Below are 24990 nucleotides of genomic sequence, written 5' to 3' on the forward strand. Positions count from 1 at the left end.
TGTTTTGCCCGCTCTCTGCTCCGCCAGGAGGAAAGGCCTTGAAAGACCTACTGAATTTGCTGAAAAACCAGGGTCAAGTCGAAGAGTTCGACGCCATCCGTATCGGATTGGCCTCGCCTGAGATGATCCGTTCGTGGTCGTTCGGTGAAGTTAAAAAACCGGAAACCATCAACTACCGTACGTTCAAACCCGAGCGTGACGGCCTGTTCTGCGCCAAGATCTTTGGCCCGGTAAAGGATTACGAGTGCCTGTGCGGTAAGTACAAGCGCTTGAAGCACCGCGGTGTGATCTGCGAGAAGTGCGGCGTTGAAGTCGCGCTGGCAAAAGTTCGTCGTGAGCGCATGGCGCACATCGAGCTGGCCTCGCCGGTTGCTCACATCTGGTTCCTGAAGTCGCTGCCGTCCCGTATCGGCTTGCTGATGGACATGACTCTGCGTGATATCGAGCGCGTTCTCTACTTCGAGAGCTATGTCGTTATCGATCCAGGCATGACCACCCTTGAAAAAGGCCAGTTGCTCAACGACGAGCAATATTTCGAAGCGCTGGAAGAGTTCGGCGACGATTTCGATGCCCGCATGGGTGCCGAAGCAGTCCGCGAACTGCTGCACGCGATCGACCTGGAGCACGAGATTGGTCGTCTGCGCGAAGAAATTCCGCAAACCAACTCTGAAACCAAGATCAAAAAGCTGTCCAAGCGTCTGAAGTTGATGGAGGCGTTCCAGGGCTCCGGCAACCTCCCAGAGTGGATGGTCCTGACCGTTCTGCCGGTTCTGCCGCCAGACCTGCGTCCACTGGTACCGCTCGACGGCGGCCGCTTCGCGACGTCCGACCTCAACGATCTGTATCGTCGGGTGATCAACCGTAACAACCGCTTGAAGCGCCTGCTTGACCTGTCCGCTCCGGACATCATCGTGCGCAACGAAAAGCGTATGTTGCAGGAAGCTGTCGACGCACTGCTCGACAACGGTCGTCGTGGCCGTGCGATTACCGGTTCCAACAAGCGTCCTCTGAAATCCCTGGCTGACATGATCAAGGGTAAGCAAGGTCGTTTCCGTCAGAACTTGCTCGGTAAGCGTGTTGACTACTCCGGTCGTTCTGTAATTACCGTAGGTCCGACCCTGCGTCTGCACCAGTGCGGTCTGCCCAAGAAGATGGCTCTGGAACTGTTCAAGCCGTTCATTTTCGGCAAGCTGGAAATGCGTGGTCTCGCTACCACAATTAAAGCTGCCAAGAAAATGGTCGAGCGCGAGCTGCCAGAGGTCTGGGACGTTCTCGCAGAAGTGATTCGCGAACACCCAGTGCTGCTCAACCGTGCACCGACCCTTCACCGTCTGGGTATTCAGGCATTTGAACCGGTACTGATCGAAGGTAAGGCTATCCAGCTGCACCCTCTGGTCTGTGCTGCGTACAACGCCGACTTCGACGGCGACCAGATGGCCGTGCACGTACCGCTGACGCTGGAAGCCCAGCTCGAAGCGCGTGCGTTGATGATGTCCACCAACAACATCCTGTCGCCAGCCAACGGTGAGCCGATCATCGTTCCGTCCCAGGACGTTGTATTGGGTCTGTACTACATGACTCGTGAGGCGATCAACGCCAAGGGCGAAGGTCGTGTGTTCGCGGATCTGCAGGAAGTTGACCGTGTGTTCCGTGCCGGCGAAGCCGCACTGCACGCCAAGGTCAAGGTGCGGATCACCGAAACCGTGAACGATCGTGATGGTGGCAGCGTCACCAACACCCGTATCGTCGACACCACCGTCGGCCGTGCGCTGTTGTTCCAGGTTGTGCCAAAAGGTCTGTCCTTCGACGTCGTCAACCTGCCGATGAAGAAGAAAGCGATCTCCAAGCTGATCAACCAGTGCTACCGCGTGGTTGGTTTGAAAGAGACCGTGATCTTCGCTGACCAATTGATGTACACCGGTTTTGCCTATTCGACCATTTCCGGCGTTTCCATCGGTGTTAACGACTTCGTTATCCCGGATGAAAAAGCTCGCATCATCGGTACCGCTACCGAGGAAGTGAAAGAGATCGAAAGTCAGTACGCCTCCGGCCTGGTAACCCAGGGCGAGAAGTACAACAAGGTGATCGACCTCTGGTCCAAGGCGAACGACGAAGTTTCCAAGGCGATGATGGCCAACCTCTCGAAAGAGAAAGTCATCGACCGTCATGGCGAAGAAGTTGATCAGGAATCCTTCAACTCGATGTACATGATGGCCGACTCGGGCGCACGGGGTTCTGCTGCGCAGATCCGTCAGCTCGCCGGTATGCGTGGCCTGATGGCCAAGCCGGACGGCTCCATCATCGAGACTCCGATTACGGCTAACTTCCGTGAGGGCTTGAGCGTACTCCAGTACTTCATCTCTACTCACGGTGCTCGTAAGGGTCTTGCGGATACCGCGTTGAAAACTGCGAACTCCGGTTATCTGACTCGTCGTCTGGTAGACGTGGCGCAGGATCTGGTTGTGACCGAGATCGACTGCGGCACCGAACACGGCCTGGTCATGACGCCGCACATTGAAGGCGGTGACGTTGTAGAGCCGTTGGGTGAGCGTGTATTGGGTCGTGTCATTGCTCGTGACGTATTCAAGCCTGGTACCGAGGATGTAATCGTTCCTGCCGGTACCCTGGTTGACGAGAAGTGGGTCGAGTTCATCGAGCTGAACAGCATCGACGAAGTGATCGTGCGTTCGCCGATCAGCTGCGAAACCCGCTACGGCATTTGCGCCAAGTGCTACGGTCGCGACCTGGCTCGTGGTCATCAGGTGAACATCGGTGAATCGGTTGGCGTCATCGCCGCCCAGTCCATCGGTGAGCCGGGTACCCAGCTGACGATGCGTACGTTCCACATCGGTGGTGCGGCCAGCCGGACCTCTGCGGCCGACAGCGTACAGGTGAAGAACGGCGGTACTGTCCGTCTGCATAACCTCAAGCATGTCGAGCGAGTGGACGGTCACTTGGTAGCCGTGTCCCGTTCCGGCGAGCTGGCTATCGCGGACGATTTCGGTCGTGAGCGCGAGCGCTACAAGCTGCCGTACGGTGCGGTCATTTCGGTGAAGGAAGGCGACAAGGTCGACGCTGGCGCAATCGTTGCCAAGTGGGATCCGCACACTCACCCGATCGTTACCGAGATGAAAGGTACCGTGACCTACGTGGGCATGGAAGAAGGCATCACGATCAAGCGTCAGACCGACGAATTGACCGGTATGACCAACATTGAAGTGCTCGATCCGAAAGATCGTCCAGCTGCGGGCAAGGACATCCGTCCTGCCGTGAAGATGGTCGACGACAACGGCAAGGACCTGTTGCTGCCGGGCACTGACGTTATCGCTCAGTACTTCCTGCCAGCCAACGCCCTGGTCGGTGTTGCGGACGGTGCGCGGATTGCGATCGGTGACGTTATCGCCCGTATCCCGCAGGAAACTTCCAAAACCCGCGACATCACCGGTGGTCTGCCGCGTGTTGCCGACCTGTTCGAAGCCCGTCGTCCGAAAGAGGCGTCGATCCTGGCTGAAGTCAGCGGCACCATCGCGTTCGGTAAAGAGACCAAGGGCAAGCGTCGCCTGGTCATTACGCCGAACGACGGTAGCGATCCGTACGAGGAGCTGATTCCGAAGTGGCGTCACCTGAACGTCTTCGAAGGTGAGCAGGTAAACCGCGGCGAAGTTATCTCCGACGGTCCTAGCGATCCGCACGACATCCTGCGTCTGCTGGGTGTGAGCGCGCTGGCCAAGTACATCGTGAACGAGATCCAGGACGTTTATCGTCTGCAAGGCGTGAAGATCAACGACAAGCACATCGAGACCATCCTGCGTCAGATGCTGCGTAAAGTTGAGATTTCCGAGTCCGGCGATTCCAGCTTCATCAAGGGCGACCAGATGGAACTGACTCACGTCCTGGTAGAAAACGAGCGCCTGGCAGCGGAAGACAAGTTCGTCGCCAAGTTCACTCGCGTGTTGCTGGGTATCACCAAGGCGTCGTTGTCCACTGAATCGTTCATCTCGGCGGCTTCCTTCCAGGAAACCACCCGGGTACTGACCGAGGCGGCGGTAACCGGCAAGCGCGACTACCTGCGCGGCCTGAAAGAAAACGTGGTCGTGGGTCGTCTGATCCCGGCCGGTACCGGTTTGGCCTACCACAGCGAGCGTAAGCGTCGCCGTGATGCAGACAAGCCGCTGCGCGTGAGCGCCAGTGAAGTGGAAGCTGCACTGACCGAAGCGCTGAACTCGAGCGGTAACTGAGTTCTGCGATAATTGAGTGCCTGGCCCTGGTCATCCCGTTCGGCGGATCGAGACAAATGTCGAGATCCGGCGGGCGGGGAGGTCGGGGCCTTGCCTTGACTGGGGACAAGATCCTCTTTAGACTCTTGATCCCCTAAATTTGGCGGGAATGCGTTCCTGCCATTTTGCTTTTCTTGCAAGACAATAGCGTCGCAAGACAACAGTGGAGCTAGTAGATGGCAACTATCAACCAGCTGGTACGTCAGCCGCGTAAGCGTATCGTCGAGAAATCCGACGTGCCTGCGCTGCAGAACTGCCCGCAACGTCGTGGCGTATGCACCCGTGTGTACACCACTACGCCGAAAAAACCTAACTCGGCACTGCGTAAAGTATGCCGTGTGCGCCTAACCAACGGTTTCGAGGTTTCCTCGTACATCGGCGGTGAAGGCCACAACCTGCAAGAGCACAGCGTGGTACTGATCCGCGGCGGTCGTGTAAAAGACTTGCCAGGTGTTCGTTACCACACCGTTCGCGGTTCTTTGGATACCTCCGGCGTTAAAGGTCGTAACCAGGGTCGTTCGAAATACGGTACCAAGCGTCCGAAATAATCGGCCGTTTTTTGCAGTTTTTAATTTTATTGAGTCGATAAGAGTAAGGTCGGGCACGCGTCAGCTGTCCCGGGCTAACCTGAAGACCGTTTGAGGGCTTATCAATGCCAAGACGTCGCGTAGCAGCCAAGCGTGAGATTCTGGACGATCCGAAATACGGAAGCCAGATCCTCGCCAAGTTCATGAACCACGTAATGGAAAGCGGCAAGAAAGCCGTTGCCGAGCGTATCGTTTATGGCGCGCTGGAAAAAGTTAAAGAGCGTAAGAACTCCGATCCCCTGGAACTCTTCGAAAAAGCACTCGACGCCATCGCTCCGCTGGTCGAAGTGAAGTCGCGCCGCGTAGGCGGTGCTACCTACCAGGTTCCGGTTGAAGTTCGTCCGTCCCGTCGTAACGCTCTTGCCATGCGCTGGCTTGTAGACTTCGCCCGCAAGCGCGGCGAGAAGTCCATGGCTCTGCGTTTGGCTGGCGAACTGCTGGACGCTGCTGAAGGTAAAGGTGCTGCAGTTAAGAAGCGTGAAGACGTGCACCGTATGGCTGAAGCCAACAAGGCTTTCTCGCACTACCGCTTCTAATTTTAGCGTCACTCAATTTGCGAGGGCTTTATGGCTCGTACTACACCGATTAACCGCTACCGTAACATCGGTATCGTCGCTCACGTGGATGCTGGTAAAACCACCACCACCGAGCGCGTCCTTTTTTACACCGGCAAAAGTCACAAAATGGGCGAGGTGCATGACGGCGCCGCGACCACAGACTGGATGGTGCAGGAGCAGGAGCGTGGTATTACCATTACTTCTGCTGCCATCACCGCCTTCTGGAAAGGTTCTGAGAAGCAGTATCCGCACGAGCATCGCTTCAACGTAATCGATACCCCGGGCCACGTGGACTTCACCATTGAAGTTGAGCGTTCCCTGCGTGTACTCGACGGCGCGGTCGTTGTGTTCTGTGGTACTTCGGGTGTTGAGCCTCAGTCGGAAACCGTATGGCGTCAGGCCAACAAATACGGCGTTCCACGTCTTGTTTACGTAAACAAGATGGACCGTGCGGGTGCCAACTTCCTGCGCGTGATCGGTCAAATCAAGCAGCGTCTGGGTCACACTCCGGTGCCTATCCAGCTCGCTATCGGTTCGGAAGACAACTTCCAGGGCCAGATCGATCTGATCAACATGCAAGCGGTTTACTGGAATGATTCCGACAAGGGTATGGTCCCTGTCCGTAAGGAAATTCCTGCCGAGCTGTTGGAAGAAGCCGAGCAATGGCGCAGCAACATGGTTGAGGCTGCGGCCGAAGCCAGTGAAGAGCTGATGAACAAATACCTCGAGGGTGAAGAGCTCTCCAACGAGGAAATCAAGGCCGCTCTGCGTCAGCGTACTATCGCTGGCGAGATCGTTCTTGCTGTTTGCGGCTCCTCCTTCAAGAACAAGGGTGTTCCCCTGGTTCTCGACGCCGTTATCGACTTCCTGCCTGCTCCGACCGACATTCCTGCTATCAAGGGTTCGAACCCGGATAACGAGGAAGAGGAAATGGAGCGTCACGCAAGTGACGACGAGCCTTTCGCGGCTCTGGCATTCAAGATCGCTACCGACCCATTCGTGGGCACCTTGACCTTTGTCCGGGTTTACTCGGGCGTTTTGGCCTCCGGCGACGGCGTGATCAACTCGGTAAAAGGCAAGAAAGAGCGTGTGGGTCGTATGGTGCAAATGCACGCAAACGCCCGTGAAGAGATCAAGGAAGTGCGCGCTGGCGACATCGCGGCCTTGATCGGCATGAAGGACGTCACCACTGGCGAAACCTTGTGCAACGCTGACAAGCCAATCATCCTGGTTCGCATGGACTTCCCGGAGCCGGTTATTTCGGTTGCCGTTGAGCCAAAAACCAAGGATGACCAGGAAAAAATGGGTATCGCTCTGGGCAAGCTCGCTCAGGAAGACCCGTCTTTCCGCGTCAAGACTGATGAAGAGACTGGTCAGACGATCATCTCCGGCATGGGCGAGCTGCACCTGGACATCCTGGTTGACCGGATGCGCCGTGAGTTCAACGTCGAAGCCAACATCGGTAAGCCGCAGGTTTCCTATCGTGAGCGCATCACGAAGAGCTGTGAAATCGAAGGCAAGTTCGTTCGTCAATCCGGTGGTCGTGGCCAGTTCGGTCATTGCTGGATCCGTTTTGCACCGGCTGACGAAGGTCAGGAGGGCCTGCAATTCCTGAACGAAGTCGTAGGTGGTGTGGTTCCTAAGGAATACATCCCGGCGATCCAGAAGGGTATCGAAGAGCAGATGAAGAACGGCGTCGTTGCCGGCTATCCGCTGATCGGCCTGAAGGCTACCGTGTTCGATGGTTCTTACCACGACGTCGACTCCAACGAGATGGCGTTCAAGGTGGCTGCTTCCATGGCAACCAAGCAACTGGCCCAGAAGGGTGGCGGTGAGTTGCTGGAGCCGATCATGGCGGTAGAAGTCGTTACGCCTGAAGACTACATGGGTGATGTCATGGGCGACCTTAACCGTCGTCGTGGCATGATTCTGGGTATGGAAGATACGGTTTCCGGCAAGGTCATTCGTGCCGAGGTTCCGTTGGGTGAAATGTTCGGTTACGCAACCGACGTTCGTTCCATGTCTCAGGGTCGCGCAAGCTACTCCATGGAATTCAAAAAATACAATACAGCTCCGTCGCATATCGTCGAAACTGTTACTAAAAAGCAAGGCTGATTCAGCCCTTTAAGCTAGGAGTTAATTGTCGTGGCTAAAGAAAAATTTGAACGGAACAAACCGCACGTCAACGTTGGCACCATCGGCCACGTTGACCACGGTAAAACCACTCTGACCGCTGCTCTGACTCGCGTCTGCTCCGAAGTTTTCGGTTCGGCCCGTGTTGACTTCGACAAGATCGACAGCGCCCCGGAAGAAAAGGCTCGTGGTATTACCATCAACACTGCGCACGTAGAGTACGACTCCAATGTTCGTCACTACGCGCACGTTGACTGCCCAGGTCACGCCGACTACGTAAAAAACATGATCACCGGTGCTGCCCAGATGGACGGCGCGATCCTGGTTTGCTCGGCCGCTGATGGTCCGATGCCGCAAACCCGTGAGCACATCCTGCTGTCCCGTCAGGTAGGCGTTCCGTACATCGTTGTCTTCCTGAACAAGGCTGACATGGTTGACGACGCTGAGCTGCTGGAACTGGTTGAGATGGAAGTTCGCGACCTGCTGAGCACCTACGACTTCCCAGGCGACGACACTCCGATCATCATCGGTTCGGCGCTGATGGCTCTGAACGGTCAAGACGACAACGAAATGGGCACCACTGCCGTTCGTAAGCTGGTCGAGACCCTGGACAGCTACATTCCAGAACCAGAGCGTGCTATCGACAAGCCGTTCCTGATGCCAATCGAAGACGTGTTCTCGATCTCCGGTCGCGGTACTGTTGTGACTGGTCGTGTTGAGCGTGGCATCGTCCGTATCCAGGAAGAAGTTGAGATCGTCGGTCTGCGCGAAACTCAGAAAACTACCTGCACCGGCGTTGAAATGTTCCGCAAGCTGCTCGACGAAGGTCGTGCTGGCGAGAACTGCGGCGTCCTGCTGCGCGGCACCAAGCGTGACGACGTTGAGCGTGGCCAGGTTCTGGTCAAGCCAGGCACCGTCAAGCCGCACACCAAGTTCACCGCAGAAGTCTACGTTCTGAGCAAGGAAGAAGGCGGTCGTCATACTCCGTTCTTCAAGGGCTACCGTCCACAGTTCTACTTCCGTACAACTGACGTGACTGGTAACTGCGAGCTGCCAGACGGCGTTGAAATGGTAATGCCAGGTGACAACATCCAGATGACTGTCACTCTGATCAAGACCATCGCGATGGAAGACGGCCTGCGTTTCGCTATCCGTGAAGGCGGTCGTACCGTCGGCGCTGGCGTCGTAGCCAAAGTCATCGAGTAAGGCTCTTTCAGAGTCAGCTCAATGAGTGAAAAAGCCCCCGCCTAGCGGGGGCTTTTTTATTGAGTTGACACCTATCAGGTGCGTCTATAGAATTGCGCCTCCTTTTAACGGGCGTATTGCGCCCGGTGGGAATAGCAGCCGGAGTCTGAAATCCAATGCAAAATCAGCAAATCCGTATCAGGTTGAAGGCTTTTGACCATCGCCTGATCGACCAATCCACCCAGGAAATCGTGGAAACCGCGAAACGTACTGGTGCTCAAGTGCGTGGTCCTATTCCACTGCCTACCCGTAAAGAGCGGTTCACCGTTCTGGTCTCCCCGCACGTCAACAAAGACGCGCGTGACCAGTACGAGATCCGCACTCATAAGCGCGTTCTGGACATCGTCCAGCCAACGGATAAAACCGTTGATGCACTTATGAAGCTTGATCTTGCGGCCGGTGTGGAAGTGCAGATCAGCCTCGGCTAAGACTCGGTCTTGGTCGTGTAACGCTCTGAAATGGGCGGCCATAGCGGGTGAAAGCCCCGTACACTCATGAGGTTTACAACATGACTATTGGTGTAGTCGGTCGTAAATGCGGTATGACCCGTATTTTCACCGAAGAAGGTGTCTCCATTCCGGTCACGGTCATTGAGATCGAGCCGAATCGCGTCACCCAGTTCAAAACTGAAGAAACCGATGGCTATCGTGCAGTGCAAGTCACTGTCGGCGAGCGTCGCGCTTCGCGTGTAACAGCAGCTCAAGCTGGCCACTTCGCAAAAGCGAACGTTGCCGCTGGTCGTACCGTAATGGAATTCCGTCTTGAAGAAGGCGACTACCAGGCCGGCGATCTGATCAAGGCTGAAATCTTCGCCGCTGGCCAACTGGTTGATGTAACCGGTCAGTCCAAGGGTAAAGGCTTCCAGGGTACGATCAAGCGTTGGAACTTCCGCGGGCAAGATAACACCCACGGTAACTCCGTATCCCACCGCGTTCCAGGCTCTATCGGCCAGTGCCAGACTCCTGGTCGTGTATTCAAGGGCAAGAAAATGTCCGGTCATATGGGCGCCGAGCGCGTGACCGTGCAGTCCCTCGAAGTAGTGCGCGTGGACGCTGAACGCAATCTGTTGTTGGTCAAGGGCGCTGTTCCTGGCGCTACTGGCGGCAACGTGGTTGTACGTCCAGCAGCCAAGGCTCGCGGTTAAGGGGAAGCTGACATGCAATTAAATGTAAATGACGCTCAAGCGATCGAAGTTTCCGAACTGACATTTGGCGGCGAATTCAACGAGACGCTGGTTCACCAAGCAGTCGTGGCCTACATGGCTGGCGGCCGTCAAGGTAGCAAGCAGCAAAAGACCCGTTCCGACGTTTCCGGTGGCGGCAAGCGCCCATGGCGTCAGAAAGGTACTGGCCGTGCTCGTGCCGGTACTATCCGTAGCCCAATCTGGCGTGGCGGCGGTACCACTTTCGCAGCTCGTCCTCAGGATCACTCCCAGAAGCTGAACAAGAAGATGTATCGCGCGGCGATGCGTTCCATTCTTGCTGAGCTGGTGCGTACTGATCGTCTGGTCGTGGTTCAGGACTTCGCTGTTGAAGCACCGAAAACCAAAGATCTGCTGAACAAGCTGAATGGCATGGGCCTGACTGACGTCCTGATCGTGTCTGACGCTGTTGATCAGAACCTGTACCTGGCTGCTCGCAACCTGCCGCACGTCGATGTACGTGACGTACAAGGTTCCGATCCGGTCAGTCTGATCGCATACGACAAGGTGTTGATCACCGTGTCGGCCGTGAAGAAATTCGAGGAGCTGCTGGGATGAACCAGGAACGCGTATTTAAAGTTCTGCTTGGCCCGCACGTTTCCGAGAAGGCTACGGTTCTGGCAGACAAGAAAGGCCAGTTCGTTTTCAAGGTTGCTACCGACGCAACCAAGCTGGAAATCAAGAAGGCCGTCGAAAGCCTGTTCAGCGTGAAAGTAGAGCGCGTGACTACTCTGAATGTTCTGGGTAAGAGCAAGCGCACTGCTCGCGGTCTGGGCAAGCGTAATGACTGGAAGAAGGCAGTTATCTCCCTTCAGCCAGGCCAAGATCTCGATTTCAGCAGCAGTGCTGAGTAAGGAAGGGGTGCATCATGGCAATCGTTAAATGCAAACCGACTTCCCCTGGCCGCCGTTTTGTGGTCAAGGTGGTCAACCAGGAGCTGCATAAAGGCGCTCCTCACGCACCGCTGCTCGAGAAAAAATCGAAGTCTGGTGGTCGTAACAACAATGGCCGCATTACTACACGTCACGTGGGTGGTGGTCATAAGCAGCATTATCGTCTGGTCGACTTCCGTCGCAACGACAAGGATGGCATCGCTGCCACCGTCGAGCGTATCGAATACGATCCAAACCGTACTGCTCACATCGCTCTGCTGCTGTACGCAGATGGCGAGCGTCGCTACATCATCGCCCCTAAAGGCGTGAGCGCTGGCGACCAGCTGATCGCAGGTGCTCTGGCGCCGATCAAGCCGGGCAACGCTCTGCAACTGCGCAACATTCCAGTTGGTAGCACCGTACACGGCATCGAATTGAAGCCAGGTAAAGGCGCGCAAATCGCTCGTTCCGCTGGTGCTTCGGCTCAGCTGATCGCTCGTGAAGGTGTCTACGTGACCCTGCGTCTGCGTTCTGGTGAGATGCGTAAAGTCCTGGCTGAATGCCGTGCGACCCTGGGCGAAGTCTCGAACTCCGAGCACAGCCTGCGTTCGTTGGGTAAAGCTGGTGCCAAGCGCTGGCGTGGCGTTCGCCCAACCGTTCGTGGTGTTGCCATGAACCCGGTTGACCACCCACATGGTGGTGGTGAAGGTCGTACCTCTGGTGGTCGTCATCCGGTATCGCCATGGGGCTTCCCGACTAAGGGCGCGAAGACTCGTGGTAATAAGCGTACCGACAAAATGATCGTCCGTCGTCGCAAGTAAATAGAGGGATACGACAGTGCCACGTTCTCTGAAAAAAGGTCCTTTTATTGATCTTCACCTACTGAAGAAGATCGAAGTGGCGGCGGAAAAGAACGATCGCAAACCAGTTAAGACCTGGTCGCGCCGTTCGATGATCCTGCCACAAATGGTCGGTCTGACCATCGCTGTACACAACGGTCGCCAGCACGTCCCAGTTCTCGTGAACGAAGACATGGTCGGCCACAAACTGGGCGAGTTCGCCGGTACCCGCACATACCGTGGGCACGTGGCTGACAAGAAAGCCAAGCGTTAAGGGGTAAGGAAATGGAAGTAGCCGCTAAGTTGTCGGGCGCTCGAATCTCCGCCCAGAAAGCCCGCTTGGTCGCCGACCAGATCCGCGGGAAGAAGGTGGGCGAAGCGCTCAACCTGTTGGCTTTCAGCAGTAAGAAAGCCGCCGAGATCATGAAAAAAGTGCTGGAGTCGGCCGTAGCCAACGCCGAGCATAACGAAGGCGCAGACGTTGATGACCTGAAAGTCAGCACCGTTTTCGTCAACGAAGGGCGTTCGCTGAAGCGCATCATGCCACGTGCCAAAGGCCGTGCTGATCGCATCGTCAAGCGGTCTTGCCATATCACTGTCAAGGTTGCTGACAAGTAACGGAGTCGAAGAGATGGGTCAGAAAGTACATCCCATTGGCATTCGCCTGGGAATCGTCAAGGAGCACACCTCCGTCTGGTACGCAGACGGCCGGACTTATGCGGACTACTTGTTCGCTGATCTGAAGGTGCGTGAGTATCTCCAAGACAAACTAAAAAGCGCGTCCGTAAGCCGTATCGATATCCATCGTCCGGCTCAGACTGCACGCATCACCATCCACACCGCTCGTCCAGGTATCGTTATCGGGAAGAAAGGTGAGGATGTTGAGAAGCTGCGTCAGGACCTGACCAAGCAAATGGGTGTGCCTGTGCACATCAATATCGAAGAGATCCGCAAGCCGGAGCTCGACGGTATGCTGGTTGCGCAGAGCGTAGCTCAGCAGCTGGAGCGTCGCGTCATGTTCCGTCGCGCTATGAAGCGCGCTGTACAGAACGCCATGCGCATTGGTGCCAAGGGCATCAAAATCCAAGTGAGCGGTCGTCTCGGCGGTGCTGAAATCGCACGTACTGAATGGTATCGCGAAGGTCGTGTGCCACTGCACACCCTGCGTGCCGACATCGACTATGCCAACTACGAAGCTCACACCACCTACGGTGTGATCGGTGTAAAGGTTTGGATCTTCAAAGGCGAAGTAATTGGTGGTCGCCAAGAAGAACTGAAACCACAAGCACCAGCGCCTCGTAAAAAAGCTGCTAAGTAAGGGGTACGCCAAATGTTGCAACCAAAGCGTACGAAGTTCCGCAAGCAGATGACCGGTCACAACCGTGGCCTGGCACTGCGCGGTAGCAAAGTCAGCTTCGGCGAGTTCGCGCTGAAGTCTGTTGCTCGTGGTCGTCTCACCGCTCGTCAGATCGAGTCGGCACGTCGTGCCCTGACCCGTCACGTAAAACGTGGCGGCAAGATCTGGATCCGTGTATTCCCGGACAAGCCTGTCACCAAGAAGCCACTCGAAGTTCGGATGGGTAAAGGTAAGGGTAACGTGGAGTACTGGGTTGCCCAGATTCAGCCAGGCAAAGTCCTGTATGAAATCGAGGGTGTTTCTGAAGAGCTGGCGCGTGAGGCTTTCGCCCTGGCTGCTGCAAAGCTGCCGCTCGCCACCTCCTTTGTTAAACGGACGGTGATGTGATGAAAGCGAATGAACTTCGTGAAAAATCAGCACAGCAGCTGAACGAGCAACTGCTCGGCCTGCTGCGCGACCAGTTCAATCTGCGTATGCAGAAAGCAACTGGCCAGTTGGGGCAGTCTCATCTGCTCTCGCAAGTTAAGCGTGACATCGCTCGCGTGAAAACTGTGCTCAACCAGCAGGCAGGTAAGTAATCATGGCTGAAGCCGAAAAAACTGTCCGTACGCTGACTGGCCGTGTTGTCAGCGACAAGATGGACAAAACCATCACCGTTCTGATCGAGCGTCGCGTCAAGCACCCGATCTACGGTAAATACGTTAAGCGTTCGACTAAGCTGCACGCGCACGACGAAACCAATCAGTGCCATATCGGCGACAAAGTCACTATTCGTGAAACTCGTCCGATGGCCAAGACCAAGTCTTGGGCACTGGTTGATGTTCTCGAACGCGCTGTGGAAGTCTAAGGGCTAGGGGTCGGAGAAATTATATGATTCAGACTCAATCCATGCTCGATGTGGCCGATAACAGCGGCGCTCGCCGCGTTATGTGCATCAAGGTGCTGGGTGGCTCCCATCGTCGTTACGCTGGTATCGGTGACATCATCAAAGTTACCGTGAAGGAAGCAATTCCTCGCGGTAAGGTGAAAAAAGGCCAAGTGATGACTGCTGTTGTAGTCCGCACTCGCCACGGCGTTCGTCGTGCTGACGGCTCCATTATCCGCTTTGATGGCAACGCTGCTGTTCTGTTGAACAACAAGCAAGAGCCGATCGGCACCCGTATCTTTGGGCCAGTGACCCGTGAACTTCGTACCGAGAAGTTCATGAAGATCGTCTCGCTCGCCCCAGAAGTGCTGTAAGGAGATCCGACATGCAAAAGATTCGTCGTGACGACGAGATCATCGTGATCGCCGGCAAAGACAAAGGTAAGCGCGGTAAGGTGCTGAAGGTTCTTGCTGATAACCGTCTGGTTGTTGGTGGTCTGAACCTGGTCAAGCGTCATACCAAGCCTAACCCGATGTCGGGCGTACAGGGCGGTATCGTCGAGAAAGAAGCGCCACTGCACGCTTCCAACGTCGCCATCTTCAACGGCGAAACCAACAAGGCTGACCGCGTTGGTTTCAAAGTAGAAGACGGTAAGAAAATTCGTGTCTTCAAGTCGACCCAAAAAGCGGTTGATGCTTGAACACTGCTAGGTAGAAGACCATGGCACGACTAAAAGAGATTTACCGGAAGGAAATCGCACCGAAACTTAAGGAAGAACTTAAGCTTTCGAACGTGATGGAAGTTCCGCGCGTTACCAAAATCACCCTGAACATGGGTCTGGGCGAAGCGATCGGCGACAAGAAAGTCATCGAGCACGCCGTTGCCGACCTGGAAAAGATCACCGGTCAGAAAGTCGTTGTGACTTACGCTCGGAAATCCATCGCTGGCTTTAAAGTCCGTGAAGGTTGGCCGATCGGCGTCAAAGTGACCCTGCGCCGTGAGCGTATGTACGAGTTCCTGGATCGTCTGCTGTCGATCTCCCTGCCTCGGGTTCGCGACTTCCGCGGCCTGAATGCCAAGTCCTTCGATGGTCGTGGCAACTACAGCATGGGCGTAAAAGAGCAGATCATCTTCCCGGAAATCGATTACGACAAGATCGACGCTCTCCGCGGTCTGGACATTACCCTGACCACCACTGCTCGGACGGATGACGAAGGTCGCGCACTGCTGCGCGCTTTCAAATTCCCGTTCCGCAACTGATTGGAGTAGGAAAATGGCCAAGAAGAGCATGAAGAACCGTGAGCTGAAGCGTCAGCTCACCGTTGCCAAGTACGCCACCAAGCGTGCAGCGCTGAAAGCAATCATCGTCGATCTGAACGCAAGTCCAGAAGCGCGTTGGGAAGCTACCGTAGCCCTGCAGAAGCAGCCACGTGACGCAAGCGCCTCGCGCATGCGTAACCGCTGCCGCCTGACTGGTCGTCCGCACGGCGTATACCGCAAGTTCGGCCTCGGCCGTAACATGCTGCGTCAAGCTGCAATGCGTGGTGACGTTCCAGGTCTGGTCAAGGCCAGCTGGTAAGCGCTGTCAAAGCATCGGTGTTCGGGATCCCAGGATCCTGACCACCGGTGGCCTTGAATATGAATCAAGCCCCTTATGGGGCTTGATTCATTTCTGGGGTGTGTCTAGAATACCCGGCTCGCCTGAGCCCGTGTTTTTCATGCCCGGAATTTCTCGGCGACACGTACTAGCCGAAAGGCTAATTTTTTGTGTATTAGGAGCGTCTAGCCCATGAGTATGCAGGACCCGTTAGCGGACATGCTAACTCGTATCCGTAATGCCCAGATGGCTGAAAAGTCCGTCGTAAGCATGCCATCTTCTACTTTGAAGGTTGCTGTTGCCAAAGTCCTGAAGGACGAAGGTTACATTGCGGGTTATCAGATCAGCAGCGAAATCAAGCCTCTGCTGTCCATCGAGCTGAAGTACTTCGAAGGCCGTCCGGTCATCGAGGAAGTGAAGCGCGTTAGCCGTCCAGGCCTGCGTCAGTACAAGTCCGTCGAAGATCTGCCGAAAGTTCGTGGCGGTCTTGGTGTGTCTATCGTCTCCACCAACAAAGGTGTGATGACTGATCGTGCTGCGCGCGCTGCCGGTGTCGGCGGCGAAGTACTTTGCACTGTGTTCTAAGGGGGGATAAGCATGTCACGCGTCGCTAAGAACCCCGTTAAGCTGCCAGCCGGTGTCGAAGTCAAATTCGCAGGCCAACAGCTTTCGGTGAAGGGTGCCAAGGGCACTCTGCAACTGAACATCCATTCGTCCGTCGAGATCGTTGAAGAAGCCGGTGAGCTGCGTTTCGCTGCTCGCAATGGCGATCAACAGACTCGCGCAATGGCTGGTACCACTCGTGCGTTGGTAAACAACATGGTCCAAGGCGTAAGCCAAGGCTTCGAGCGCAAGCTCCAGCTGGTCGGTGTTGGTTATAAAGCGCAAGCAAAGGGCACAGTGCTGAACCTGGCTCTTGGCTTCTCGCATCCAGTGGATTACGAACTGCCGGAAGGCATTACCGCTGAGACTCCTAGCCAGACCGATATCCTGATCAAGGGCATCGACAAGCAGCTGGTAGGTCAAGTGGCCGCCGAGATCCGCGACTTCCGTCCACCAGAGCCGTACAAAGGCAAAGGTGTGCGCTACGCGGACGAAGTCGTCCGTCGTAAAGAAGCCAAGAAGAAGTAGGGCATAGCAAATGACCGACAAAAAAGTTACTCGACTGCGTCGCGCTCGCAAAGCACGCCTGAAAATGCACGAACTCGAAGTCGTGCGTCTCTGCGTGTTCCGCTCGTCGCAGCACATCTACGCCCAGGTCATTTCGGCCGACGGCAACAAAGTCCTGGCAAGTGCCTCGACTTTGGATAAAGAACTGCGTGATGGCGCCACTGGCAACATCGACGCGGCCACTAAGGTTGGCCAGCTGGTCGCTACGCGTGCTAAAGCCGCTGGCGTCTCGCAGGTGGCTTTCGACCGCTCTGGCTTCAAGTACCACGGCCGCGTCAAGGCGCTGGCTGATGCTGCTCGTGAAGCTGGGCTGGAGTTCTAAGTTATGTCAAATAACGACCAAAAGCGCGACGAAGGCTACATCGAGAAGCTGGTTCAAGTTAACCGCGTAGCCAAAACCGTTAAAGGCGGCCGTATCTTCACTTTCACTGCGTTGACCGTGGTGGGTGATGGTAAGGGCCGTGTTGGCTTCGGCCGTGGCAAGTCGCGTGAAGTGCCTGCTGCGATCCAGAAGGCAATGGAAGCTGCTCGCCGCAACATGATCCAGGTTGATCTGAACGGCACCACTCTGCAGTACGCAATGAAGTCTGCCCATGGCGCTTCGAAGGTGTACATGCAGCCTGCTTCTGAAGGTACCGGTATCATCGCTGGCGGCGCTATGCGTGCTGTCCTCGAAGTTGCTGGCGTTCAGAACGTTCTGGCCAAGTGCTACGGCTCGACTAACCCGGTAAACGTGGTTCACGCCACTTTCAAGGGTTTGAAGGCAATGCAGTCTCCTGAATCCATTGCCGCCAAGCGTGGCAAAAGCGTCAAGGAGATCTTCTGATCATGGCTACCGTAAAAGTTACGCTGATCAAAAGCATGACCGGCCGCATTCCTAACCACAAACTGTGCGTTAAGGGTCTGGGTCTGCGTCGCATCGGTCACACTGTAGAAGTCCTGGATACTCCCGAGAATCGCGGGATGATCAACAAGGCTTACTACATGCTGCGTGTCGAGGGTTAATCGATGAAACTCAATGATCTGAGTCCAGCGCCGGGTTCCCGTCGCGAAAAGCATCGTCCGGGCCGTGGTATCGGTAGTGGTTTGGGCAAGACCGGTGGCCGTGGCCACAAAGGTCAGACCTCCCGCTCCGGTGGCACCATTGCTCCAGGCTTTGAAGGCGGTCAACAGCCGCTGCATCGTCGCCTGCCGAAGTTCGGTTTCGTCTCCCTGAAAGCCATGGACCGCGCAGAAGTGCGTCTGTCCGAGCTGGCCAAAGTGGACGGCGACATCGTCACCGTGCAGTCCCTGAAGGATGCCAACGTGATCAACCAGAACGTTCAGCGTGTGAAAATCATGCTGTCGGGCGAAGTTGCTCGTGCTGTCACCATCGGAAAGGGAATCGGCGCCACCAAAGGTGCGCGTGCGGCTATCGAAGCAGCTGGCGGCAAGTTCGAGGAATAAATGGCTAAGCAAGGTGCTCTCTCTGCGCTCGGCAAAGGCGGTATGTCTGAACTCTGGGCTCGTCTGCGTTTTCTGTTCCTGGCGATTATCGTCTACCGAATAGGCGCACACATCCCGGTTCCAGGTATCAACCCGGACCGACTCGCGGACCTGTTTCGACAGAATGAGGGGACCATTCTTAGCTTGTTCAACATGTTTTCCGGCGGCGCGCTGGAGCGGATGAGCATCTTTGCACTGGGGATCATGCCGTACATCTCGGCATCGATCATCATGCAACTGATGAGCGCCGTCAGCCCGCAGCTGGAGCAGTTGAAGAAGGAAGGTGAAGCTGGCCGTCGCAAGATCAGCCAGTACACCCGCTACGGCACTGTCGTCCTCGCACTCGTTCAAGCCATTGGCATGTCCATTGGCCTGGCGGGGCAGGGCGTTTCGTTCACTGCTGACTTCAGCTTTCATTTCGTTGCGGTAACCACCTTTGTGGCGGGCGCGATGTTCATGATGTGGCTGGGTGAGCAGATTACTGAGCGTGGTGTTGGCAACGGTATCTCGATGTTGATCTTCGCAGGTATCGTCGCCGGTCTTCCGAGAGCGATCGGGCAGTCTTTCGAGTCTGCGCGTCAGGGTGATATCAATATCTTCGCCTTGGTTGCCATCGGTCTGCTGGCAGTAGCGATTATCGGTTTCGTGGTGTTCATCGAGCGTGGTCAGCGTCGTATTGCTGTTCACTACGCCAAGCGTCAGCAGGGCCGCAAGGTGTTTGCTGCGCAGACCAGCCACTTGCCGTTGAAGGTGAACATGGCCGGTGTTATTCCGGCCATTTTCGCGAGCAGCATCCTGCTGTTCCCGGCTTCGTTGGGTGCCTGGTTCGGCCAGTCTGAAGGTATGGGCTGGTTGCAGGACATCTCGCAGTCGATCGCTCCTGGTCAGCCTTTGAATATTCTGCTGTTTAGTGCAGGGATTATTTTCTTCTGCTTCTTCTATACGGCGTTGATGTTCAATCCGAAAGACGTAGCGGAAAACCTGAAGAAGTCCGGTGCCTTTATTCCGGGCATCCGTCCAGGTGAGCAGTCGGCACGCTATATTGATGGCGTTCTGACTCGCTTGACCATGTTCGGTGCTCTTTACATGACGGCCGTCTGCCTGTTGCCCCAGTTCCTGGTGGTTGCGGCAAACGTACCGTTCTACCTTGGCGGGACCTCGTTGCTGATCGTGGTCGTGGTTGTGATGGACTTCATGTCCCAAGTACAATCGCACCTCGTTTCGCACCAGTACGAATCCCTGATGAAGAAAGCCAACCTGAAGGGCTACGGCAGCGGCATGTTGCGCTGAGTAGCGTCCATAAGGTTCGAGGAGTTGGTGATGAAAGTTCGTGCATCGGTGAAAAAGCTGTGCCGTAACTGCAAGATTATTCGCCGCGAAGGTGTTGTTCGGGTAATTTGCAGCGCGGAACCGCGTCACAAACAGCGCCAAGGCTGAGTGTGATTGTGCTTTAAGCCCGGCAGCTAGTGTGCTGCCGGGTTGATTATTTGTTATTACAGCGATATTATCTCGCGCCCTATTTCTTGGCTTCCGGGGCGTAGGTAGCTGTCAATTGGAGTCCCACTGAATGGCCCGTATTGCAGGCGTCAACATTCCAGATAACAAGCATACTGTTATCTCGCTGACCTACATCTATGGTGTTGGTCGCACTACTGCACAGAAAATTTGTGCAGTGGCTGGGGTCAACCCAGCGGCAAAGATCAAGGATCTGAGCGACGAGCAAATTGAACAGCTGCGTGGCGAAGTGGCGAAGTTCACCACTGAAGGTGACCTGCGTCGCGAAATCAACATGAAAATCAAGCGCTTGATGGACCTCGGTTGCTATCGCGGTCTGCGTCATCGTCGTGGTCTGCCAGTACGCGGTCAGCGTACCAAGACCAACGCGCGTACCCGTAAAGGTCCGCGTAAGCCGATCCGCAAGTAATCGCCCCAGCGAATCGACAGGAATTAAATCATGGCAAAACCTGCTGCTCGTCCTCGTAAAAAAGTTAAAAAGACAGTGGTTGATGGCATCGCCCACATCCATGCTTCTTTTAACAACACCATCGTGACCATTACCGACCGTCAAGGTAACGCTCTTTCCTGGGCTACCTCCGGTGGTTCGGGTTTCCGCGGTTCCCGCAAGTCCACCCCGTTCGCTGCTCAAGTAGCTGCTGAGCGTGCTGGTCAAGCTGCGCTGGAATACGGCCTGAAAAACCTCGACGTCAACGTCAAGGGTCCAGGTCCAGGTCGTGAATCCGCAGTCCGCGCTTTGAACGGCTGTGGCTACAAGATCGCCAGCATCACCGACGTGACGCCAATCCCGCACAACGGGTGCCGTCCGCCGAAGAAGCGCCGCGTGTAATCCAGGAGATTGTAAAGAATGGCTCGTTACATTGGTCCAAAATGCAAACTCGCTCGTCGCGAAGGCACCGATCTCTTTCTGAAGAGCGGCGTGCGCGCGATCGAATCGAAGTGCAACATTGAAGCAGCACCTGGTATCCACGGCCAGCGCCGCGGTCGCCAGTCCGATTACGGCACCCAACTGCGTGAAAAGCAGAAGGTCCGTCGTATCTACGGCGTTCTCGAGCGTCAATTCAGCGGCTACTACAAAGAAGCAGCTGGCAAGAAAGGCGCAACCGGCGAGAACCTGTTGCAACTGCTCGAATGCCGTCTGGACAACGTCGTATACCGTATGGGTTTCGGCTCCACTCGTGCCGAATCCCGTCAGCTGGTATCGCACAAGTCGATCAGCGTTAACGGCCAGACCGTAAACGTTCCGTCCTACCAGGTTCGTGCTGGTGACGTGGTGGCTGTTCGCGAGAAAGCAAAGAACCAACTTCGCATTGTCCAAGCTCTCGATCTGTGTGCCCAACGTGGCCGCGTAGAATGGGTAGAAGTAGACACTGAGAAGAAGTCGGGCGTTTTCAAGAACGTTCCTGCTCGCAGTGATCTGTCCGCCGACATCAACGAAAGCCTGATTGTCGAGCTCTACTCCAAGTAAGGGCTAGAAAATAGGTGCATCCATGCAGATTTCGGTAAATGAGTTCCTGACACCCCGCCATATTGATGTGCAGGTTGTCAGTCCAACCCGCGCCAAGATCACGCTCGAGCCTCTCGAGCGCGGTTTCGGCCACACCCTGGGCAACGCGCTGCGCCGCATCCTGTTGTCCTCAATGCCCGGCTGTGCAGTAGTCGAGGCCGAGATTGACGGTGTGCTCCACGAGTACAGCGCCATCGAAGGTGTACAGGAAGACGTAATTGAAATCCTGTTGAACCTTAAAGGTCTGGCTATCAAGCTGCACGGTCGTGACGAAGTTACGCTGACCTTGTCGAAGAAGGGTTCGGGGGTGGTTACCGCTGCCGATATTCAGCTGGATCATGATGTCGAGATCGTTAACCCCGATCACGTAATCGCTAACCTGGCGTCTAACGGCGCCCTGAACATGAAGCTCACCGTAGCTCGTGGTCGTGGTTATGAACCGGCAGACTCGCGTCAGAGCGATGAAGACGAAAGCCGCAGCATCGGTCGCTTGCAGCTCGACTCTTCGTTCAGCCCGGTTCGCCGTATCGCATACGTGGTGGAAAACGCCCGTGTCGAACAGCGTACCAACCTGGACAAGCTGGTTATTGATCTGGAAACCAACGGCACCCTGGATCCTGAAGAGGCTATCCGTCGCGCTGCAACCATCCTGCAACAGCAGTTGGCTGCGTTCGTCGACCTCAAAGGTGACAGTGAGCCAGTGGTTGTCGAGCAGGAAGACGAGATCGATCCGATCCTGCTTCGCCCGGTTGACGATCTGGAACTGACTGTACGTTCGGCCAACTGCCTTAAGGCGGAAAACATCTACTACATCGGCGACCTGATTCAGCGTACCGAAGTAGAGCTGTTGAAGACTCCGAACCTGGGTAAGAAATCCTTGACTGAAATCAAGGACGTTCTGGCCTCCCGCGGTCTGTCCCTCGGCATGCGCCTCGACAACTGGCCGCCTGCAAGTCTTAAGAAGGACGACAAGGCGACTGCCTGATCGTCGTAATCACCGAACGTTGTGTTTGGTAAGGAATGAACCATGCGTCATCGTAAAAGTGGTCGTCACCTGAGCCGCACCAGCTCGCACCGCAAGGCCATGTTCCAGAACATGGCGGTGTCGCTGTTCGAGCACGAGCTGATCAAAACTACACTGCCGAAAGCCAAAGAACTGCGCCGCGTTGCCGAGCCGCTGATCACTCTGGCCAAGACAGATAGCCTGGCTAACCGCCGTCTGGCTTTCGACCGTACTCGTTCGAAAGCTATCGTTGGTAAGCTCTTCAACGACCTGGGCAAGCGTTACGCTACCCGTGAGGGTGGCTACCTGCGCATCCTCAAGTGCGGTTTCCGCGCTGGCGACAACGCGCCTATGGCGTACGTCGAGTTGGTTGATCGCTCTACCAGCGGTGAAGCTGTATCCGCTGAGTAAGTCGGCAACATACAAAGAACCGGGCCCAGTGCCCGGTTTTTTGTGCCTGAAAGAAAAGCGGTTGTGCCGTTTCGCCTGGCTTCGCTATTGGCAAGTCTTCGTCCTTAGATAATAGCTATCGATGTCCATGATTTAATGAATTTGGAGACTGTCACTAACATGATCAATACTCCTTTCCAGCCGATTAGCCGGCAGTTCGAAGACCCGACCAGGAAGATTGATCATGAGCCAGATCAAAACGCTTACGACCGCCAGCGGCGCTCCAGTCGCCGATAACCAGAATTCTCGCTCCGCCGGCCCACGTGGTCCGTTGCTGCTCGACGATTTCCATCTGATCGAGAAGCTTGCCCACTTCAACCGTGAGAATATCCCCGAGCGTCGTGTGCACGCCAAAGGGTCGGGCGCCTACGGTACATTCACCGTGACCCGTGACATTACTCAATACACCAGTGCCAAGCTGTTCGAGTCGGTAGGTAAGCAGACCCCAACCTTCCTGCGGTTTTCTACTGTGGGCGGTGAGCGTGGTTCTGCCGATACCGAGCGCGATCCGCGCGGTTTCGCCTTGAAGTTCTACACCGAGGAAGGCAACTGGGACATCGTCGGCAACAACACGCCGGTATTCTTCATCCGCGATCCACTGAAATTTCCGGATTTCATCCACACTCAGAAGCGTCTGCCGCAAAGCAACTTGAAAAGTGCCCAGGCAATGTGGGATTTCTGGTCGCACTCGCCTGAGGCGCTGCACCAGGTCACCATCCTGTTCTCGGACCGCGGCATTCCCGACGGTTACCGTCACATGCACGGCTTTGGTAGTCACACGTACAGCCTGATCAACGCACAAGGCGAGCGTCATTGGGTGAAGTGGCACTACAAGACCAAGCAAGGGATCAAGAACCTTGCCCCGGCTGAAGCGGCACGTTTGGCGGGTACCGATCCGGATTACGCCCAGCGTGACCTGTTCAATGCCATCGAGCGCGGTGACTTCCCGAAATGGAGCGTCTGCATACAGATCATGACCGAGGCCCAGGCGGCGGCTCATTACGAGAATCCGTTCGATGTGACCAAGACCTGGTCGCAGAAAGAGTTTCCGTTGATTGAAGTCGGTGAGTTGGAGCTCAACCGCAACCCGCTGAACTACTTTGCTGAAGTCGAGCAGGCTGCGTTTGGCCCGAGCAACATGGTGCCAGGCGTGGGTCTCTCGCCGGACCGCATGCTGCAAGGTCGGGTATTCGCTTACGCCGATGCGCATCGCTACCGTGTGGGCACCAATCACCAGCAACTGCCGGTCAATGCTCCGCGCAGCCCAGTGAATACCTACCAACGTGATGGTGCCATGGCGTTTGGCAGCAATGGCGGAGCGGCGCCCAACTACGAGCCTAACAGTTACGTGGAAGCGCCAAAGCAAGCCCCGCGCTATGCGGAGCCAGCGTTGGCCCTCAATGGGGCGGCGGATCGTTATGATCACCGCGAAGACACCGACTACTACAGTCATGCCGGCGCGCTGTTCCGCTTGATGAACGACGAGCAGAAGGCTCTTCTGATCAGCAACATTGCCAGTGCAATGGGTGGTGTTTCGGCAGATGTCGTCGATCGTCAGCTGCAACACTTCTACAGGGCGGATGTCGCTTATGGAGCAGGTATTGCCAAAGCGTTGGGCGTACAGCTTAACTAAGTCTAAACGAGAAGCAGAACCGCCCTCATTAGGGCGGTTTTTGCGTTATTTCGCCTGCGTTTCTCAGATTTTCTTCACTTTTATTGCGATGGAACAGTGACCTCGCGGTCAGCTTGGTTCAAACTAGAGTCTTTCAAAGCTTGTGGAGATGTAGGGCGATGCAAGGTCACCCAGACGTAATCGATTACCTCAACACGTTGCTGACCGGCGAACTGGCAGCCCGTGATCAATATTTCATCCATTCGCGGATGTACGAGGATTGGGGTTTTACCGAGCTCTACGAACGCATCAACCATGAGATGGAAGAAGAGGCTCAGCACGCTGACGCGCTGATGCGCAGGATCCTGATGCTCGAAGGCACACCGCGCATGCGTCCGGATGACCTGGACATCGGCACCACGGTGCCCGACATGCTCGCCGCCGACCTGCGCCTGGAATACAAAGTCCGCGCGGCGCTGTGCAAAGGCATCGAGCTTTGCGAGCAGCACAACGATTACGTGACTCGCGAGATCCTGCGTGTGCAGCTCAATGACACTGAGGAAGACCATACCTACTGGCTTGAGAAGCAGTTGGGTCTGATCAAGTTGATCGGGTTGGAGAATTACCTGCAATCGCAGTATTGATCGCCCGTTCGTAGGAGCGAGCTTGCTCGCGATAGCGTTTCTACAGCCACAGAGATGCAAGCTGACACACCGCT

Annotated in this window: 35 protein-coding genes; all 35 read left to right on the plus strand. The window is 55.7% G+C overall.

Annotated features, from left to right (window positions below):
• Window positions 1-38 precede the first annotated feature (38 nt).
• The 35 genes from rpoC to bfr all read left to right on the plus strand — a co-directional run bounded on the left by rpoC (window position 39) and on the right by bfr (window position 24916).
• Window positions 39-4238 (plus strand): DNA-directed RNA polymerase subunit beta', encoded by a 4200-nt coding sequence (gene rpoC, locus ACLEJQ_RS20295; RefSeq protein WP_440797837.1) that lies wholly within the window; start codon window positions 39-41, stop codon window positions 4236-4238.
• A 215-nt stretch (window positions 4239-4453) separates the two neighbouring features.
• Window positions 4454-4825, plus strand: coding sequence for a 30S ribosomal protein S12 (gene rpsL / locus ACLEJQ_RS20300; protein ID WP_003186084.1), 372 nt, complete (start codon window positions 4454-4456; stop codon window positions 4823-4825).
• 104 nt (window positions 4826-4929) lie between these two features.
• A complete protein-coding gene (gene rpsG, locus ACLEJQ_RS20305) occupies window positions 4930-5400 on the plus strand; it encodes a 30S ribosomal protein S7 (protein ID WP_024776462.1) in 471 nt (156 codons plus the stop codon).
• 30 nt (window positions 5401-5430) lie between these two features.
• Window positions 5431-7536, plus strand: a complete 2106-nt coding sequence (fusA, locus tag ACLEJQ_RS20310; protein WP_440797839.1) for an elongation factor G — start codon at window positions 5431-5433, stop codon at window positions 7534-7536.
• A 30-nt stretch (window positions 7537-7566) separates the two neighbouring features.
• Window positions 7567-8760, plus strand: coding sequence for an elongation factor Tu (gene tuf / locus ACLEJQ_RS20315; RefSeq protein ID WP_440797841.1), 1194 nt, complete (start codon window positions 7567-7569; stop codon window positions 8758-8760).
• A 155-nt stretch (window positions 8761-8915) separates the two neighbouring features.
• A complete protein-coding gene (rpsJ, locus tag ACLEJQ_RS20320; RefSeq protein ID WP_003186070.1) occupies window positions 8916-9227 on the plus strand; it encodes a 30S ribosomal protein S10 in 312 nt (103 codons plus the stop codon).
• A gap of 80 nt (window positions 9228-9307) precedes the next feature.
• On the plus strand, window positions 9308-9943 hold the full coding sequence (gene rplC, locus ACLEJQ_RS20325) for a 50S ribosomal protein L3 (RefSeq protein ID WP_440797843.1): 636 nt from the start codon (window positions 9308-9310) through the stop codon (window positions 9941-9943).
• A 12-nt stretch (window positions 9944-9955) separates the two neighbouring features.
• On the plus strand, window positions 9956-10558 hold the full coding sequence (gene rplD, locus ACLEJQ_RS20330) for a 50S ribosomal protein L4 (RefSeq protein WP_003186057.1): 603 nt from the start codon (window positions 9956-9958) through the stop codon (window positions 10556-10558).
• Window positions 10555-10854, plus strand: a complete 300-nt coding sequence (gene rplW, locus ACLEJQ_RS20335) for a 50S ribosomal protein L23 (protein WP_002555488.1) — start codon at window positions 10555-10557, stop codon at window positions 10852-10854. Before rplD ends, rplW begins: the two co-directional genes overlap by 4 nt.
• A gap of 14 nt (window positions 10855-10868) precedes the next feature.
• Window positions 10869-11693, plus strand: coding sequence for a 50S ribosomal protein L2 (gene rplB / locus ACLEJQ_RS20340; protein ID WP_007924198.1), 825 nt, complete (start codon window positions 10869-10871; stop codon window positions 11691-11693).
• Window positions 11694-11709: 16 nt separating this feature from the next.
• On the plus strand, window positions 11710-11985 hold the full coding sequence (gene rpsS, locus ACLEJQ_RS20345) for a 30S ribosomal protein S19 (protein ID WP_002555486.1): 276 nt from the start codon (window positions 11710-11712) through the stop codon (window positions 11983-11985).
• 11 nt (window positions 11986-11996) lie between these two features.
• Entirely contained in the window at window positions 11997-12329 is a 333-nt protein-coding gene (rplV, locus tag ACLEJQ_RS20350; RefSeq protein ID WP_003103908.1) for a 50S ribosomal protein L22, read from the plus strand.
• 13 nt (window positions 12330-12342) lie between these two features.
• Window positions 12343-13029 carry a 30S ribosomal protein S3 gene (gene rpsC, locus ACLEJQ_RS20355; RefSeq protein WP_003176422.1) on the plus strand — a complete coding sequence of 229 codons (687 nt, stop codon included), beginning with the start codon at window positions 12343-12345 and terminating at the stop codon, window positions 13027-13029.
• 12 nt (window positions 13030-13041) lie between these two features.
• On the plus strand, window positions 13042-13455 hold the full coding sequence (gene rplP, locus ACLEJQ_RS20360) for a 50S ribosomal protein L16 (protein WP_003186052.1): 414 nt from the start codon (window positions 13042-13044) through the stop codon (window positions 13453-13455).
• Window positions 13455-13646 carry a 50S ribosomal protein L29 gene (gene rpmC / locus ACLEJQ_RS20365; protein WP_002555481.1) on the plus strand — a complete coding sequence of 64 codons (192 nt, stop codon included), beginning with the start codon at window positions 13455-13457 and terminating at the stop codon, window positions 13644-13646. The genes rplP and rpmC overlap by 1 nt, the downstream gene beginning before the upstream one ends.
• A 2-nt stretch (window positions 13647-13648) precedes the next feature.
• Window positions 13649-13915: a 30S ribosomal protein S17 gene (gene rpsQ, locus ACLEJQ_RS20370; protein ID WP_003194644.1), complete on the plus strand. Its 267-nt coding sequence runs from the start codon at window positions 13649-13651 to the stop codon at window positions 13913-13915.
• 23 nt (window positions 13916-13938) lie between these two features.
• On the plus strand, window positions 13939-14307 hold the full coding sequence (gene rplN / locus ACLEJQ_RS20375) for a 50S ribosomal protein L14 (protein WP_002555479.1): 369 nt from the start codon (window positions 13939-13941) through the stop codon (window positions 14305-14307).
• A gap of 11 nt (window positions 14308-14318) precedes the next feature.
• Window positions 14319-14633 (plus strand): 50S ribosomal protein L24, encoded by a 315-nt coding sequence (rplX, locus tag ACLEJQ_RS20380; RefSeq protein ID WP_003186046.1) that lies wholly within the window; start codon window positions 14319-14321, stop codon window positions 14631-14633.
• A 20-nt stretch (window positions 14634-14653) separates the two neighbouring features.
• On the plus strand, window positions 14654-15193 hold the full coding sequence (gene rplE, locus ACLEJQ_RS20385; protein WP_003186044.1) for a 50S ribosomal protein L5: 540 nt from the start codon (window positions 14654-14656) through the stop codon (window positions 15191-15193).
• 13 nt (window positions 15194-15206) lie between these two features.
• Window positions 15207-15512, plus strand: coding sequence for a 30S ribosomal protein S14 (gene rpsN / locus ACLEJQ_RS20390; protein WP_003186042.1), 306 nt, complete (start codon window positions 15207-15209; stop codon window positions 15510-15512).
• A 210-nt stretch (window positions 15513-15722) separates the two neighbouring features.
• A complete protein-coding gene (gene rpsH / locus ACLEJQ_RS20395; RefSeq protein WP_017848802.1) occupies window positions 15723-16115 on the plus strand; it encodes a 30S ribosomal protein S8 in 393 nt (130 codons plus the stop codon).
• Window positions 16116-16127: 12 nt separating this feature from the next.
• Window positions 16128-16661 (plus strand): 50S ribosomal protein L6, encoded by a 534-nt coding sequence (gene rplF / locus ACLEJQ_RS20400; RefSeq protein ID WP_003186039.1) that lies wholly within the window; start codon window positions 16128-16130, stop codon window positions 16659-16661.
• Between the two features lie 10 nt (window positions 16662-16671).
• The gene (gene rplR / locus ACLEJQ_RS20405; RefSeq protein WP_003186037.1) at window positions 16672-17022 is read left to right on the plus strand and encodes a 50S ribosomal protein L18; all 351 of its coding nucleotides are present in this window, start codon (window positions 16672-16674) and stop codon (window positions 17020-17022) included.
• A 3-nt stretch (window positions 17023-17025) separates the two neighbouring features.
• The gene (gene rpsE, locus ACLEJQ_RS20410) at window positions 17026-17526 is read left to right on the plus strand and encodes a 30S ribosomal protein S5 (protein WP_003186035.1); all 501 of its coding nucleotides are present in this window, start codon (window positions 17026-17028) and stop codon (window positions 17524-17526) included.
• Between the two features lie 2 nt (window positions 17527-17528).
• On the plus strand, window positions 17529-17705 hold the full coding sequence (gene rpmD / locus ACLEJQ_RS20415) for a 50S ribosomal protein L30 (protein ID WP_003186033.1): 177 nt from the start codon (window positions 17529-17531) through the stop codon (window positions 17703-17705).
• A 3-nt stretch (window positions 17706-17708) separates the two neighbouring features.
• Window positions 17709-18146, plus strand: a complete 438-nt coding sequence (rplO, locus tag ACLEJQ_RS20420; protein WP_003186032.1) for a 50S ribosomal protein L15 — start codon at window positions 17709-17711, stop codon at window positions 18144-18146.
• Window positions 18147-19475, plus strand: a complete 1329-nt coding sequence (secY, locus tag ACLEJQ_RS20425) for a preprotein translocase subunit SecY (RefSeq protein ID WP_003186029.1) — start codon at window positions 18147-18149, stop codon at window positions 19473-19475.
• Between the two features lie 30 nt (window positions 19476-19505).
• Entirely contained in the window at window positions 19506-19622 is a 117-nt protein-coding gene (gene rpmJ, locus ACLEJQ_RS20430) for a 50S ribosomal protein L36 (RefSeq protein WP_002555468.1), read from the plus strand.
• 130 nt (window positions 19623-19752) lie between these two features.
• Window positions 19753-20109 carry a 30S ribosomal protein S13 gene (gene rpsM / locus ACLEJQ_RS20435; protein WP_003194635.1) on the plus strand — a complete coding sequence of 119 codons (357 nt, stop codon included), beginning with the start codon at window positions 19753-19755 and terminating at the stop codon, window positions 20107-20109.
• Between the two features lie 30 nt (window positions 20110-20139).
• Window positions 20140-20529, plus strand: a complete 390-nt coding sequence (gene rpsK / locus ACLEJQ_RS20440; protein WP_002555466.1) for a 30S ribosomal protein S11 — start codon at window positions 20140-20142, stop codon at window positions 20527-20529.
• A gap of 18 nt (window positions 20530-20547) precedes the next feature.
• Entirely contained in the window at window positions 20548-21168 is a 621-nt protein-coding gene (rpsD, locus tag ACLEJQ_RS20445) for a 30S ribosomal protein S4 (protein WP_003176404.1), read from the plus strand.
• A gap of 22 nt (window positions 21169-21190) precedes the next feature.
• A complete protein-coding gene (locus ACLEJQ_RS20450) occupies window positions 21191-22192 on the plus strand; it encodes a DNA-directed RNA polymerase subunit alpha (protein WP_003186012.1) in 1002 nt (333 codons plus the stop codon).
• Between the two features lie 42 nt (window positions 22193-22234).
• Entirely contained in the window at window positions 22235-22621 is a 387-nt protein-coding gene (gene rplQ / locus ACLEJQ_RS20455) for a 50S ribosomal protein L17 (RefSeq protein WP_095109685.1), read from the plus strand.
• A gap of 223 nt (window positions 22622-22844) precedes the next feature.
• Window positions 22845-24293 carry a catalase gene (locus ACLEJQ_RS20460; RefSeq protein WP_440797847.1) on the plus strand — a complete coding sequence of 483 codons (1449 nt, stop codon included), beginning with the start codon at window positions 22845-22847 and terminating at the stop codon, window positions 24291-24293.
• A 158-nt stretch (window positions 24294-24451) separates the two neighbouring features.
• Complete coding sequence (bfr, locus tag ACLEJQ_RS20465; protein ID WP_420767529.1) at window positions 24452-24916, plus strand: bacterioferritin; 465 nt, start codon at window positions 24452-24454, stop codon at window positions 24914-24916.
• The last annotated feature ends 74 nt before the right edge of the window (window positions 24917-24990 follow it).

Source organism: Pseudomonas sp. SMV71 (genome assembly GCF_052042015.1).
Taxonomy (GTDB): Bacteria; Pseudomonadota; Gammaproteobacteria; order Pseudomonadales; family Pseudomonadaceae; genus Aquipseudomonas.